Source organism: Massilia terrae, assembly GCF_024753145.1.
GTDB classification, from domain to species: Bacteria; Pseudomonadota; Gammaproteobacteria; order Burkholderiales; family Burkholderiaceae_D; genus Telluria; species Telluria terrae.
On record NZ_JANUGU010000001.1, the window covers coordinates 964,765 to 979,490 of the forward strand.

The window sequence follows — 14,726 nt, forward strand, 5'->3', positions numbered from 1 at the left end:
TTCGTTCAGCGCTGGAAGGCGCCAAGGTCGGGCGCCTTGCCGCGGAAGGGCAATCCGACGTCGACGCCGGCGGCGGCCAGCGGGCTGCTGCTCTTCAGGTGGAAGTTGGGCAGCACAGGCAGGCTGCCGTCCGGCTGGCGCGGCGCATCCCAGCCTTCAAGCGACACGCTTTCGAAATCGTCGGTGCTGACCTTCAGAGGCAGGTCCCAGGAGTTGTAGGCGCTGTCCGTGTTGTCGACTTTCAGGCGTCCCGAATACGAGATGTTGTTGCGCAGCTTCCCGATGTTGATGGGTGATCCGTCCGGAGCGATGCCCAGCATATTGAAGTCGGTGCCGTTGCCGAATGCGGTGTTGTTGTAGAAGTCAATCGGCACGGTATGGTGGTTGGCGTAGAAGCCGTTGACCTTGTTGTCGAACGCAACCGAGAAGCGCACGATGTGCGTGACGCCACCGGGCGCGTACACGCCACCGTAGCCGCCGGCTTTGATGCCATTGCCGTTCCCCGCCGGGAGCGAGGTGTGGGTGCCGGGCAGGTAGCCCTGCTGCCACGCCCACGAGTATTCGATGGTGACCGGCGAAAAGGCGCGGATCAGGTCGAAGCCGTCGTCCGAATTGGCCCAGGCGCGGCAGCCGCGGAACACATTGCCGGGGTGGCCGGCGCTGATGTGCGCGCCGAAACCATCTGCGCTCTGGCCCGCGCCGTTGGAGGTGTAGGGATCGTAGTTGTGGTGCGAGTCGGTGTTGAGCACCAGGTTGTAGCCGCCATCCTTGATGAACAGGCCCGGCCCCATATTGTGGTGCAGATTGAGCTGTTCGAAGATGTTGTGGCTGCCGTGGACCCAGATGCCCCACGACTCGTGGTTCAGATGGTTCGGCGGCTGCTGCGGTGCGCCGGTGACCTCGATGCCCTTCAGGTGCAGCCAGTCGGCTGTTACGCTGATGCCCTTCACGCGGCAGTCATCCTTCATGCCCGAGAAGTCGAGCACCGGCGTTTCGCCCGGATAGGCCCAGTAGCGGATCGGCGCGCCCTCGGCGCCGCCCTTGTCGAGTTCAATGCCATTGACGGTGTCGCGCCGCGTCGCGCAGGCGTGCGTGGCGGCGGTGTAGGCGTACAGGCCGCCACGCAGGTAGACGGTGTCGCCCGGCCGGGCCATCTCCTGCGCATGCGCGATCGAACGGAACGGCGCTTCGATGCTCCCCTTGGCGCCGTCATCGCCGGTTGGCGCCACGTACCAGGTGGCCGCGTGGGCGTTGCCCGCGCACGCGGCCAGCAGGGCGATCAGCCAGCCGCGCGCCCTCATTTGGACGACAGCGAAATCTTCAGCGGCGAAGCCACGCGAGCCGACTCGTCGTCGACATAGCGCTGCCACTGTTCGCGCGAGCTGATGTCGCCGACGCGGGTCCATGCGGCGCCGACGTAGTAGCTCAGCGGCTGGCCCGCAGTCGCCTTGGCCAGCATCATCTCGTTGTGCTTGTCGTCCGCGTACTGCGCCTTGGCGGAAGACGGAACGATGACGGCCACGCCGAAATCGCCGTCGCGCTTCTGCGCCACCCACTGCAGCAGCGCATGCTCGCCGCTGCGGCGGTCGAAGCTGATGGTTTCGTCCTCGCCCTTGTCGGCCGGTTTCTTGTTCAGGCCAACAGCGACGGTGACCGGGGCGCCCTCGAAGGTGAAGGTGCTGTCGATGCGGTCGAAGTAATGGCCGGCGTCGACGGTGAAACGCTTCACCTCGGAGACCTTGGTGCCGGCGGCGTCCCAGCTGTCGTAGCTCAGTTCGAAGATCGCGCGCACCGGACCATTGGCCAGCACCTTCCACGACTTGAAGTTCGCGCCTGTGTACAGCTTGCTGCCGTCCCACACGCCGGTACCGCCGGCGCCCAGCGTGGTGCCGACGTTGTACATGTCGATGCCTTCGCCTTCGTCATGGTGGTAGTGGTCGTGGCCGATGTTGTACCAGCGGTCGACGATCGGGTAGGGCACGCGCTTGAACCAGATGTCCAGGCCACTGGTCCTGAGCACTTCCTTGTTCGAGCCGGCCGGCGCGGGCGCCATCAGCGCCGGGCCATAGGTGCGGTGGGCGACCTTGTCGTTCTCCCAGGCGAAGTCGTCCAGGCGCTCCGGGACGAAGCGCGCGAAGACCTTGGTCGGGAACGGCGGCACGGTGGCCTGCGCCTTCTCGATGGTGAAGGTCGCGCTCTTCTCGCCGGCCGGGAAATCGTGCTGGAACAGCAGCTCGCCGTAGGCCGCGCCGATGAATTTCGGGTCCTTCGCGGTCGCGTCGACGTTGGTGACCTGGTAGGGCAGCACGTGGCCGGCTGCGTCCTTGACGACCAGCTGCTGCGCGCGCGCATGCGGCAGCGCCTCGTTCACCTTCGCCCACGGGACCGAAATCGTTTCAGAAGGACGGGCGATCGACAGGTCCTGGGTGACGGTGACGGTGATGCGTTCGGCGGCGCCGGCATTGGCGGCGAGGGCGGCCGCGATGGCCAGGGAAAGGGTGCGCAGTCTCATGTTTTTCTCTTACTCCGTAGGCACGTAAATGGGTTCCTGCACCACCGGCGACATGCCTTCGCCGAGGTAGAAGCTGGGGTGTGGCGGCTGGTTGTAGCCGGCATTCTGTCCCGCGACCTGCGCGCGGTACTGGGTATTGTGCATCAAGGTAGGGATGCGGTGGCTGGTCGGGATGGTGGTCGAGAACACCAGCAGCGCGGTGTTGTCGGCGCTGCGCCAGACCACTTCCTCGCGCCAGTCGCCGAACAGGTCGGCCGACAGCACCGGCGGCGCCTTGGTGCCATTGATCGACGCGGCGTTGTAGCGGCGTGCGTCCAGCACCGTCTGCAGGCGCTGCTCGGACGGGCTCCATTTTTCGATCATGGCGCGGTCCAGCGATTCGCGCAGCAGGTCGCCGTCCCACCACACGCCGAAATTGATCGCGCGCGGATGGCGCGGCGAGATCTGTACGCCGGCCGCGCTCATCAAGCCGCCCTTGGCGGCCCAGCATTCCTCGCCCGGATAAGCCGGATCGATGTCCATGCAGGTGCCGCGGCCGACGTCCTCGCCTTCGCCGTCGAGGCTCCACAGCACCTTGCCGGTGGCGGCGTCGTGCATCTCGATGCCCTTGCCTCGGTAGCAGCCGGGCTGCTCGTGGACCATGAAGATCTGCAGGCCGGTGCGGTTCGGATCGAGCTTGCCGACGTGGAGGGCGTCGCCGTGGCACAGCCCCGTGCTGTACAACATCTTGCCGTCGCTGTTGATGGTGGCTGCGCCGTAGATGATGTCGTCCTTGCCGTCGCCATCGACGTCGGCCACCGACAGCCAGTGCGACCCTTGGTCTTCCACCGCCGCGCCCGGGCCGCCGTCCTTGGTGTCGAACACCCAGCGGCTGGAGAGCTTCCCGTCGCGCCAGTCCCAGGCCGCGATCACGGCGCGGGTGTAGTAGCCGCGCGAGAAGATGGCGCTGGGGCGGTGGCCGTCGAGGTAGGCCACGCCGCCGAGGAAGCGGTCGACGCGGTTCCCGTAATCGTCGCCCCATGCGGCCACGCTGCCGCGCGCGGGCAGGTAGCTGGTGGTGGCCATGGCGGCGCCGGTCTGGCCGTTGAACACAGTGAGGAATTCGGGGCCGTCGAGGATGTAGCCGCTGGCGTTGCGGTAGTCGGCTCTGGCATCCCCGATCACCTTGCCGATGCCATCGACCGTGCCGTCGGCGGTCTTCATCATCACCTCGGCCTTGCCGTCGCCATCGAAGTCGTAGGCGAGGAAGGTGGTGTAGTGGGCGCCGGCGCGGATATTGCGGCCAAGGTCGATGCGCCACATGCGCGTGCCATCCAGCTTGTAGGTGTCGATGTAGGTGTCGCCGGTGTAGCCGCGGTGCGCGTTGTCGTGCGCATTGGTCGGCTGCCACTTGATCAGCAGCTCATATGTGCCGTCGCCATCCAGGTCCGCCGCCGAGCCGTCGCTGACTTCATAGCTGTAGCGCTGGCCGTCGGGCGAGACGCCATCGGCGGGCTTCTGGATCGGGATGGTCTTGTAGGGCTGCTGCCAGGTCGCATCGGCGCTTGCAGCGGGCTGCTCGGCGCCTTGCAGCACCGGGCGCACGCTATAGACGGTGGCGGCCGCCGCGTGCGCATCAACAAAATTGGTAAGTGCGGTCGGCGTCGGCGTGATCTTCTGGCCGTCGCGGTAGACGTTGAACACGAGGCCCGCCGGATCGGTGCCCAGCGCGCGCCAGCTCACGAAATTGCCGTCTTCGGTATGGATGGCGACCACGCCCCGGTCCAGCTTCTCGACCTGCCTGCCGTTGGCCGCGAAGGCGGCGGCGCATGCGAGCAAAAGAGGAAGGGCGGCTGCGAATCGGCGCATGGTGGCGACTTAATGTTGGACTTATGCAAGAGAATACCCATTCGAGTATCAATTCTTGGGCTTTCACGTGTCAACAAAGGAGGGGCGCGGGGCGCCAGATAATCAGCTGATTGAGCAAAGCTTTTCGCTCGGTCAACGAAAATGGAATGCGCCGCGTTTCGGGAGTTACGCGGAGGTGTACAGCGTGACGGTGTATTTACCAATAACGAGGTCAGTCAAAGCCGATGAGATATCTCCCTTTCTGTGCCCTTGCGATGCTGGCCGGCTGCGCCACGTCCGGCGCGCCGGATGCCGCCATGCCGGATGCGTCGCTGCTGCCCGTCCTGAACCGCATCACCTGGGGCGCCAGCTCCTCCAGCTACCGTGAAGCGCAGGCCACCGGCCTGTCGCGCTACCTCGAGCAGCAGCTGCATCCCACGGACGACAGGCTCCCGCCTACGGTCGACGCGCAGATCAAGGGCATGACCATCATGCAGCGTCCGTTGGACCAGCTGGTGATGGACCTCGAACAGCGGCGCAAGCAGGTCGACGCGATCACCAACGACGACGAAAAGAAAGCGGCGAACCAGGCCTACCAGGACGAGTTCAATCGCCTGACCAGGGAAGCGACCGCGCGTTCGCTGCTGCGCGACGTCTACTCGCACAACCAGTTGCAGGAGCAGCTGACCTGGTTCTGGATGAACCATTTCAGCGTCCACTCGGGAAAAAGCAACCTGCGCGCGATGGTGGGCGACTACGAAGAAAACGCGATCCGGCCGCATGTGCTGGGCAAATTCCATGACCTGCTGCGCGCCACCGTCTTCCACCCGGCGATGCTGCGCTACCTGGACAACGAGCAGAACGCCGCCGGCCATATCAACGAAAACTACGCGCGCGAGCTGATGGAGCTGCATACGCTTGGCGTCAACGGCGGCTATTCGCAGAAGGACGTGCAGGAGCTGGCGCGCATCCTCACCGGCCTTGGCGTCAACCTCGGCGCCAAGTCGCCCACGGTGAAGCGCGAGCTGCAGGCGCAGTACGTGCGCAATGGCCTGTTCGAGTTCAATCCCAATCGCCACGACTACGGCAACAAGGTCCTGCTCGGGGAGGCCGTGAAAGGCCGCGGCCTGGCCGAGGTCGACGAAGCGCTGGACCGGCTGTGCCGCCATCCGGCCACCGCGCGCTACGTCAGCCGCAAGCTGGCCATCTATTTCACCGGCAGTGAGCCGTCTCCGCAGCTGGTTCAGGACATGGCCGATACCTTCTTGCGATCCGACGGCGACATTTCCGCCACGCTGGCGTCGCTGTTCGCCGCGCCAGAGTTCCGGCAGTCGCTGGGCCGCGCCTTCAAGGATCCGGTGCACTACGTGGTCTCTGCAGTGCGCATGGCCTACGACGACAAGCCGATCCTGAACGCCAACCCGATGGCGGGCTGGCTTTACCGCATGGGCGAGCCGCTGTACGGCCGCCAGACGCCGGATGGCTATCCGCTCGTTTCGTCTGCCTGGCAGAGTTCGGGCCAGATGGCGACCCGCTTCGAGATCGCCAAGTCGATCGGCGGCGGCGGGGCCGGCTTGTTCAAGCCCGACGTGCCACAGGCGAAGGACCTGCCGGGCTTCCCGCAACTGGCGAACGTACTGTATTACGACGCCTGGCAGAAAGCGCTGGCCCCGGCGACGCGGCAGGCGCTCGAGCAGGCGGTCTCGCCGCAGGAATGGAACGCCTTCCTGCTATCCTCGCCTGAATTCATGTACCGCTAATATCCGGGAGCCGCCATGCAAAGACGCGAATTGTTGAAATGGCTGGGCGCAGCGCCGCTGGCCGCCGCTTGTTCGAGCCGGGTGCTGGCTGCGCCTGACGCGCCGGCCAAGCTGCTAGTGGTGTTCCTGCGCGGCGGTTACGATGCTGCCAGTTTGCTGGTGCCGACCAGCAGCGACTTCTACTACCAGTCGCGGCCGAATATCGCGATTCCCAAGCCGTCGGCTGACACCGGCGCGAGCCTTGCGTTGACTTCGGATTGGGCGCTGCATCCGGCCCTCAAGGGCAGCATCTATCCGCTGTATCAGTCGCAGCAGGCCGTGTTCATCCCGTTCGCCGGCACCGAGGACCTGACGCGCAGCCACTTCGAAACGCAGGACACCATCGAAATGGGGCAGGGCGCGGGACGCCGGAACTACCGCTCGGGATTCATGAACCGCCTGGCCGCAGCGCTCAACGGTTCGCAGGTCCCGGCGCCGATTTCGTTTACCGATCAATTACCGCTCATCTTCCAGGGCAGCATGAACGTGCCGAACGTCGCGCTGCGCAATATCGGCAAGCCCGCGCTGGACGACCGCCAGAACCGGATCATCGCCAGCATGTACGCCAACCAGGAGCTTTCGGGACAGGTGAACGAGGGCTTCGCGACCAAGGGCGAGGTGGCGCGCGAAATGGCGGCGGAGATGGAAGCGGCAAGCCGTAACGCGATCAACACCAAGGGTTTCGAGCTCGAAGCGCACCGCGTTGCGTCGCTGATGAAGGATAAATACCAGCTCGGCTTCATCGACGTGGGCGGCTGGGACACCCACGTCGCGCAGGGCGCCGCCACCGGCTATCTCGCCGGCCGCTTCGATGAACTGGGCAGGGGACTGGCCACCTTCGCCCGTGAAATGGGGGCGGACTGGGGCAAGACCGTGGTGGTCGTAGTCAGCGAGTTCGGGCGCACCTTCCGCGAGAACGGCAACCGTGGCACGGACCACGGCCACGGCTCGGTGTTCTGGGTGCTGGGCGGTGGCGTCAGCGGGGGCAAGATCGCCGGGGACCAGGTCGCGTTGAATGCCAGGACTCTTTTCCAGAACCGGGACTATCCGGTGCTGAACGAGTACCGCGCTGTGCTGGCCGGCTTGTTCGGCCAGATGTACGGCTTGACCGGAGAACGGCTCGCCGAGGTATTTCCCGGCGTCGCGCCCAAGTCCCTCGGCCTCGTTTGATACTCGAACGACGCTATCTCTGGGGTTTAATTTGCGATTGTCGACCTGACCTCGGCCAATTCCGCCGCCGGTGACTTGAACAGGTGGCTAATGCCCATCGTGAGCAAGGGCGCGGCCAGCGCCAGGTAGGAGCTGTCGACCCCATATGGATTCCCCGCCAGGAACCAGCCGATCGTGGCGATCACCGACAGGATCACGCCGACGAATGCCCCGCGCGGCGTGCCGAACTTCGGTGCGTAGAAGGCCATCAGGATCAGCACGGCCAGCGTGGCCCGCAACGCCTTGCCGAGGAAAGCGATCATCAGCAGCTTGTCGGCGGACAGCGCGAGCACCAGCGGCAGCAGCCCGGCCACCGCGATCGCGATGCGGATGAAGCGCACGGATTTGCGGTCGTTCTTCTCCTTGTTGAACATCGGGTCGTAGAAGTCCTTCATGGCCAGCGTCGCCGAGGCCAGCGTGGTCGCTGCGATGCCGCCTAATAGCGCGCCGGCCAGGCCGACCACCATGATGCTGGCCGAGAAAGCGGGCATGTGCGCGATCAGCACCGGAAACGCGTCGATCGACTTCACGCCTGGGTAGAGCACGGCGCTGCACATGCCGACCAGCGCTGCCATCAGCCCGAACGGAATCATCAGCGAGGACACGTAGAAGCAGGCCCGCTTGGCGACGGCCGGGTTGTCGGTGCTGACCAGCGCCTGGATCACGTACTGGGTCGCGAAGATCGAGCCGATCCCGCCGATCATCCACGCGAAGATCTGGCCCCATCCGACTTCGACCCAGTTGAACATGGTGGTGGGCAGCTGCGCCTGCAGCACGTGGACGCCGCCGGTTGCCTGCAGCGCGTAGGCCAGCGCGAGGATCATGCCGATGTACTTCATGACCGAGTGCGCGAAGTTGGTGTACACCACCGAGCGCATGCCGCCGAGGCTCACGTAGACGACGGTGATACCGCCCACCAGCAGGATGGCCACTGTCTTGTTGATGTGCAGGACGGCGGCAAGCACTGCGCCGCCGCCAGCGTACAGCGCCACCGCGACAATCGACAGCGCGACGATCGTCAGTATCGATGCGGCGTAGCGGATCGGCTCTCCATACGCTTGTGCGAGGATGCCGGAGATCGTGGACTGGCCGCTTTCCTTGAACTTCTTGACCAGCACCAGCGCAAGCAGGAGGAAGCCGATCGACAGCGCCACCAGGTTCCAGGCTGCGGAGATGCCAAGCTTGAAGCCCATCTGCGCGGTGCCGATGCTGACCGAGCTGCCGATGAACTCCGACAGCAGCAAGGCCCCGATCAGGTAGGCCGGATAGTTGCGGCCCCCGGCCGTCATGCCCTCGCTGCTGTTGGCGTGCCTGCGCACCCGGTAGGTGATGTAGGACATGAGGGCGAAATAGCCGATTGTGATTGCGGCGATGATGAAGAGTCTCGAATCCATTCTTTACTCCGAATATGTTCTTGTATTTTTTGGTTGAAAAACAGGTGCTAGGCGAGCAGGAAGTCGAGCACGGCGCGGGTGAATGCCGCCTCGGCCTCGACGTTTGATATATGCGATGCCGGGACAAGCGACATCCGTGCGCCGGGGATGCGCTCACGCAGCCATTCGGCGTCAGCCACGGTGGTGACGGGGTCGAATTCGCCCGCCACGAGCAAGGTGGGCGCCGTGATCTGTCCGGCGGATTCGCGCAGGTCCGCGTGGGCGAGGGCATCGCAGCAGCTGGCGTATCCTTCGGCGTCCTGCGCACGCAGCGTCGCCACCATCCGCGCGACCTTGCCCGGTTCGCGATCGATGAAGCCGGGCGTGAACCAGCGCGCCGGTGCGTTGTCGGCGACGGCGTCCATGCCGCTGGCGCGCACTTGAGCTGCCCGTGCGTTCCAGCCGGCGGCGGCGCCGATTTTGGCGGCCGTATCGGCCAGCACCAGCCGGTCGATGCGATAGGCGGCGTGCGCTCCAAGCCACTGGCCGGTCAGTCCGCCCATCGAGATGCCGCAGAACGAGGCCTTCCTGATGTCGAGAAAATCGAGCAGCGCTATGACATCGCGGCCGAGGTCTTCGATGCTGGCAGGCCCCCGCGCGCTGTCGGACTGGCCGTGGCCACGGGTATCGTAGCGCACGACGAAAAAGTCGGCGGCAAGCCGGTCGACCTGGGCATGCCACATGCCAAGGTCGGTGCCGAGGGAATTCGACAGCACCACGCAAGGGCGCGAGCGCGAGCCATCGGTGCGGTAGTGAAGGCGGATCCTGGTGGCGTGATCGCCGATTTCTGCGAAAGGCATGTGCGCTCCCGATTCAGCGGTCGTCTTCATGGATCGACGACGGATGGCGGCACAGCGCCATCACCTCGACCTGCATGTAGGGGAACAACGGCAGCGCGGTCAGCAGCGCATGTAGCTCGTCGACGCTGTCGACATCGAACAGGCTGACGTTGGCGTACTGCCCGGCGATGCGCCACAGGTGGCGCCACTTGCCTTCGCGCTGCAGGCGCTGCGAGAACTCCTTCTCGGTCTGCTTGAGCTGCGCCGCTTCGTCGGCGGGCATCGAAGTGGGCAGGTTCACGTTCATTCGTACATGGAACAGCATGGGGTCTCCTCGTTAATGGCGCTGCATCGCGTGCAGCTTGTCGTCGTCGATCTCGACTCCGAGCCCCGGGCCGGTCGGAACCTGCAGCATGAAGTCGCGGTAGACCAGCGGCTCGCGCAGCACTTCCTGGGTCAGGAGCAGGGGGCCGAACAGCTCCGTATCCCAGGCCAGTTCGGGGAAGGTCGAGCAGACCTGGGCGGTGGCCGCGGTGCCGATGCCGCCTTCGAGCATGGTGCCCCCGTACAGGCCGATGCCGGCCAGGCGTGCGACCGTCGCCACCTCCAGCGCCGGCAGCAGGCCGCCGGACTGGGTGATCTTGACGGCATAGACGTCGGCGCCATCGATCCGCGCCAATGCCATCGCATCGTTCGGTCCGTGCAGGGCTTCGTCGGCCATGATGGCGACGTCGAAGCGCTGCTTCAGGCGGGCCAGCGCGGCGCGGTTGTCGGCCTTGACCGGTTGTTCGACGAGGTCGATGCCGCCCGCTTCCAGCCTGGCGATGCCGCGCACCGCATCCATCTCGCTCCACGCCTGGTTGACGTCGACGCGCACGCTGGCGCGCTCGCCAAGGGCGCGCTTGATGGCCAACACGTGGGCAACGTCGTCATCCACCGGGCGCAGGCCGATCTTCAGCTTGAAGATGCGATGGCGGCGCAGGTCCAGCATGTTCTCGGCTTCCGCGATGTCTTTCGAGGTGTCGCCGCTGGCGAGGGTCCACGCCACCGGCAGCGCGTCGCGTACGCGCCCGCCCAGCAGTTCGGACAGCGGCACCTGCAGGCGGCGCGCTTGCGCATCGAGCAGCGCGGTTTCGAGCGCGCACTTGGCGAAGCGGTTGCCCTGGATGGCCTTGCGCACCTTGGCCATCGCCTTCGCGGGCTGGCTGGCGTCCATGCCGGACAGCAGTGGCGCGATATAGGTGTCGATATTGGTCTTGATGCTTTCCGGGCTTTCCTCACCGTAGTTCAGGCCGCCGATGGTGGTGGCTTCGCCCCAGCCCACGATGCCGTCGGCACAGAGGACGCGCACCAGCACCAGCGTCTGCGTGTTCATGGTGGCGACGGACAGCTTGTGCGGACGGATGGTCGGCACGTCCACCAGAAAGGTTTCGATCTTTTCAATCATATTCATTGCGTATAATTCCTTCAGGGTGATGTGACGATATGCCCCTCGCGGGCAGGCGTCCAACACCGTTTTGGTATCACTTCAATACCCGATAGGTATGGACATGGAATTGCGGCACCTACGCTACTTTGTCGCGGTCGCGGAAGAGAAGAATTTCACCCGCGCCGCCGCGCGCCTGCACATCGCCCAGCCCCCGCTGAGCCGCCAGATCCAGCAGCTGGAGGAAGACCTTGGTGTCGCGCTGATCGAGAAGGGCTCGCGCCCGCTGCGGCTGACCGAGGCCGGCCAGTTCTTGCTGGCCCATGCCAAGCCCTTGCTGGACCAGGTACGCGAGCTGCGGGCCATGACCCAGCGCGTCGGCAAGCTCGAACGGACCTTGTCGATTGGCTTCGTCGCCTCGACGCTGTATGGACAGCTGCCCGAAATCGTGCGCCGCTACCGCGAGCGCTACCCGCAGGTGGAGGTGACCCTGCACGAGATGACGACGGTGGAACAGCTCAAGGCGCTGAAGGAAGGCCGCATCGACGTCGGCTTCGGGCGGCTGAAGAGCGAGGATCCGAGCATCCGGCGCATCCTGCTGCGCGAGGAAAGAATGATGGTGGCGATGTCTCCCGGACACCGGCTGGCGGAGCGCGAGGGCAGCGTGCGCCTGACCGAACTGGTGCACGAACGGCTGCTGGTCTACCCGAAGGCGCCACGGCCCAGTTTCGCCGACCAGGTGCTGGCCGTGTTCAGCGAGGCGAACCTGGCGCCCGACCAGGTGACCGAAGTGCGCGAACTGCAGATCGCGATCGGCCTGGTGGCGGCCGGGCAGGGCATCTCGATCGTGCCGCAGAGCGTACAGGGCATGCATCACCGCAATGTCGTGTATCGCGACCTGGAGGACAAGCACGCCTTCTCGCCCATCCTGTTCAGCGTGCGTCACATGGACCGTTCGCCCGAGCTGGAGAACCTGCTGGCCACGGTCTACACGATTTACGACGATCTCGGAATCCCGTATGAGAGGGAAACCCTGTGATGTGGCTAATTCGCTTTAATCGTTCTTTAATGTTGCCGTAAGCACATTTTCGTGGCAATGTTCCGGTTCACGTGTACGGACGGCGATCCCGCCGTGCATCGATGAAATCCATAAAAAACCGGAGAATTGACCATGCAGGGAAAACATCTGTTGCGCGGCGTCGCCAGCGCCGCTTTCGCAGTCGCCATTGCGCCCGCTGCGATTGCGGCGTCATCGGCCGCCACGGCCAGCGCCGCTGCCGTATCCAGCGCCTACAACCAGCCGCCGAAGGAAATCCTCGACGTGATGCGCGCGCCGCCGCCGCCGTCGCCTTTCCTCAGCCCGACCCGCGACAAGCTGATGCTGGTCACGATCCAGGACTATCCCTCGATCGCCAAGGTGGCCACGCCATTCCTGCGCCTGGCCGGCGTGCGTATCGAGCCGGGCAACCGCAGCCAGCACGACACCCCGGGCGGCTATGGCATCCCACCGTGTGTGAGCGCGATTGACCTGGTCCAGGTGGCAGACGGCAAGCAGACCGCCGTCAAGCTGCCGGCCGGCGCCTGCCCGCGTCCGCCCGTGTGGAGCGCCGATGGTCAGCGCTTCGTGTTCGAAAACACCACCACCGAAGCGGTCGAGCTGTGGGTTGGCGACGCCAGGACCGGCGCCGTGCACCGCCTGCCGGGCGTGCGCCTGAACCAGATGTTCGGCGACCAGGTGCAGTGGATGCCCGACCAGAAAACCCTGCTGGTCAAGCTGGTGTCCACGCAGAAGGCGCCGCCGGCCGAAGTGCCGGGCTCGGATGGGCCCGGCATCCAGGAATCGCTGGGCGGATCCGGCCAGAGCAGCACCTACGAAAACCGCGACACCCTGCGCAACCGCCACGACGAGGCGCTGTTCAATTTCTACGGCACTTCGCAACTGGCGCTAGTCGATTCCGCCACCGGCAAGGTCACCCCGGTCGGCAAGCCCGGCCTGTACGAAGACCTGGGCGTGGCGCCGAACGGCCACCACGTGCTGGTGACCGAGATCCGCCCGCCGTACTCCTACGTCACCACCTTCGACCGTTTCCCGAAACAGGTCGAGATCTGGGACCTGTCGCAGCGCACGGCCAAGGGCGCCAACCCCGTGGTGCGCGAAATCGCTTCGCTGCCGCTGGCCGACCGCGTGCCGAACCGTGGCGTGCCGACCGGCCCGCGCAACTTCACCTGGCGTCCGACCGATGCCGCCACCCTGGTCTGGGCGGAAGCCCTGGACGGCGGCAACCCCAACGTCAAGGCGGCCGAGCGCGACAAGCTGATGATGCTGAAAGCGCCCTTCAGCGGCGCTCCGGTGGAAATCACCCGCACCGAGCAGCGCTATGCCGGCCTGGCCTGGAGCGAGCAGCCGGGCGTGGCACTGCTGAGCGACTACGACGTCAATCGCAAATGGCACCGCACCTGGCAAATCAACGTGGACGACGCCAAGAATTCGCGCCGCCTGATCTGGGACATGTCGAGCGATGAAAAGTACGGCAATCCGGGGATGCCGATCCGCCGCAAGCTGGCCAATGGCTTCAACGTGATCCGCCTGGATGGCGACACGATGTTCCTGTCCGGCGCGGGTTCCTCGCCTGATGGTGACCGTCCGTTCCTCGACAAGTTCAACCTGAAGACGCAGCAGACGGAGCGCCTGTTCCGCAGCAGCAAAACCTCGTATGAACAGTTCCTCGGCTTTGCCGGCAACGACGAGCGCCGACTGCTGACCTGGTATCAATCTGCCGAGGAAACGCCGAATGCCTTCGTGCGTACGCTGGGTGCGAGCACGCAAGCCGCGGCCGGCGAACCTTCCTATGCTTCGTCGAGCGTGGCGCTGACCCACCTGGCCGATCCGGTGCCGCAAGTCCGCCAGATCAAGAAGCGCCTGGTGAAGTACAAGCGCGCTGACGGCATCGAACTGTCGTTCACGCTGTACACGCCGCCGGGCTACAAGGAAGGCACGCGCCTGCCGACCATCCTGAACGCCTATCCGCTCGATTATGCGGACGCGTCCAAGGCCGGCCAGACCACCGGCTCGCAAGCGACGTTCACCCGCCTGCGCCAGTATCGCCTGCTGCTGCTGTCGGGCTACGCGATCATCGACAGCGCCGCCTTCCCGATCGTGGGAGACCCGCGCAAGGCGTATGACACCTATACCGAACAGCTGGTCGCCAACGCCAAGGCCGCCGTCGACGAAGCGGTGCGCCTGGGCGTGACCGATCCGGACCGCGTCGGCGTGACGGGCCACAGCCACGGTGCGCTGATGACCGCAAACCTGCTGGCGCACTCCAACCTGTTCCGCGCCGGCGCGGCGACCAGCGGCTCGTACAACAAGTCGTTGACGCCGTTCGGTTTCCAGAACGAGCGCCGCTCCGTGTGGGAAGCGCCGGACGTGTACACCAAGGCATCGACCTTCTTCTACGCCGACAAGCTGAAGACGCCGCTGCTGATCGTGCACGGCACCGACGACGCCAACCCGGGCACCACGCCGCTGCAATCGGTCAAGTTGTACGAGGCCCTGCGCGGCAACGGCGGCGTGACACGTCTTGTGATGCTGCCGCACGAACCGCACTGGTACGCCGCGCGTGAATCGAACGAGCAGCTGGTGTACGAAATGCTGCGCTGGTTCGACAAGTACGTGAAGAATGCGCCGGCCGGTACGAGCGCTGCCAGCCACTAAGTGACTTTGGGCACTTGCCTTTAACC

Annotated in this window: 11 protein-coding genes; 4 read left to right on the forward strand and 7 right to left on the reverse strand. The window is 65.2% G+C overall.

Annotated elements, in window-relative coordinates; translation table 11 throughout:
• Positions 1 to 5: 5 nt before the first annotated feature.
• The 3 genes from NX778_RS04140 to NX778_RS04150 are packed head-to-tail and all read right to left on the reverse strand — an operon-like array spanning position 6 to position 4,360.
• Positions 6 to 1,301 (reverse strand): right-handed parallel beta-helix repeat-containing protein, encoded by a 1,296-nt coding sequence (locus NX778_RS04140; protein WP_258810404.1) that lies wholly within the window; start codon positions 1,299 to 1,301, stop codon positions 6 to 8.
• The gene (locus NX778_RS04145; protein ID WP_258810405.1) at positions 1,298 to 2,512 is read right to left on the reverse strand and encodes a BT3233 family polysaccharide utilization protein; all 1,215 of its coding nucleotides are present in this window, start codon (positions 2,510 to 2,512) and stop codon (positions 1,298 to 1,300) included. Before NX778_RS04145 ends, NX778_RS04140 begins: the two co-directional genes overlap by 4 nt.
• Before the next feature lie 9 nt (positions 2,513 to 2,521).
• Positions 2,522 to 4,360 (reverse strand): rhamnogalacturonan lyase, encoded by a 1,839-nt coding sequence (locus tag NX778_RS04150; RefSeq protein ID WP_258810406.1) that lies wholly within the window; start codon positions 4,358 to 4,360, stop codon positions 2,522 to 2,524.
• A 224-nt stretch (positions 4,361 to 4,584) separates the two neighbouring features.
• Between NX778_RS04150 and NX778_RS04155 the strand changes: the two genes are divergently transcribed.
• The gene (locus NX778_RS04155) at positions 4,585 to 6,099 is read left to right on the forward strand and encodes a DUF1800 domain-containing protein (RefSeq protein ID WP_258810407.1); all 1,515 of its coding nucleotides are present in this window, start codon (positions 4,585 to 4,587) and stop codon (positions 6,097 to 6,099) included.
• Positions 6,100 to 6,114: 15 nt separating this feature from the next.
• Complete coding sequence (locus NX778_RS04160) at positions 6,115 to 7,308, forward strand: DUF1501 domain-containing protein (protein WP_258810408.1); 1,194 nt, start codon at positions 6,115 to 6,117, stop codon at positions 7,306 to 7,308.
• Positions 7,309 to 7,334: 26 nt separating this feature from the next.
• Here the strand turns inward: NX778_RS04160 and NX778_RS04165 are convergent, their stop codons facing one another.
• Genes NX778_RS04165 through NX778_RS04180 form a run of 4 tightly spaced genes read right to left on the reverse strand, consistent with a single transcriptional unit; the run spans position 7,335 to position 11,006 of the window.
• Positions 7,335 to 8,741 (reverse strand): sodium:solute symporter family protein, encoded by a 1,407-nt coding sequence (locus tag NX778_RS04165; RefSeq protein WP_258810409.1) that lies wholly within the window; start codon positions 8,739 to 8,741, stop codon positions 7,335 to 7,337.
• Positions 8,742 to 8,788: 47 nt separating this feature from the next.
• Positions 8,789 to 9,580 carry a 3-oxoadipate enol-lactonase gene (gene pcaD / locus NX778_RS04170; protein ID WP_258810410.1) on the reverse strand — a complete coding sequence of 264 codons (792 nt, stop codon included), beginning with the start codon at positions 9,578 to 9,580 and terminating at the stop codon, positions 8,789 to 8,791.
• 13 nt (positions 9,581 to 9,593) lie between these two features.
• A complete protein-coding gene (gene catC / locus NX778_RS04175) occupies positions 9,594 to 9,884 on the reverse strand; it encodes a muconolactone Delta-isomerase (RefSeq protein ID WP_258810411.1) in 291 nt (96 codons plus the stop codon).
• A gap of 12 nt (positions 9,885 to 9,896) precedes the next feature.
• Positions 9,897 to 11,006 (reverse strand): muconate/chloromuconate family cycloisomerase, encoded by a 1,110-nt coding sequence (locus tag NX778_RS04180; RefSeq protein ID WP_258811040.1) that lies wholly within the window; start codon positions 11,004 to 11,006, stop codon positions 9,897 to 9,899.
• A 103-nt stretch (positions 11,007 to 11,109) separates the two neighbouring features.
• On the opposite strand from NX778_RS04180, the gene NX778_RS04185 reads away from it, so the two are divergent.
• Both NX778_RS04185 and NX778_RS04190 read left to right on the forward strand, forming a co-directional pair.
• Positions 11,110 to 12,024: a LysR family transcriptional regulator gene (locus tag NX778_RS04185; RefSeq protein WP_258810412.1), complete on the forward strand. Its 915-nt coding sequence runs from the start codon at positions 11,110 to 11,112 to the stop codon at positions 12,022 to 12,024.
• A 132-nt stretch (positions 12,025 to 12,156) separates the two neighbouring features.
• Positions 12,157 to 14,700, forward strand: coding sequence for a S9 family peptidase (locus tag NX778_RS04190; protein WP_258810413.1), 2,544 nt, complete (start codon positions 12,157 to 12,159; stop codon positions 14,698 to 14,700).
• The last annotated feature ends 26 nt before the right edge of the window (positions 14,701 to 14,726 follow it).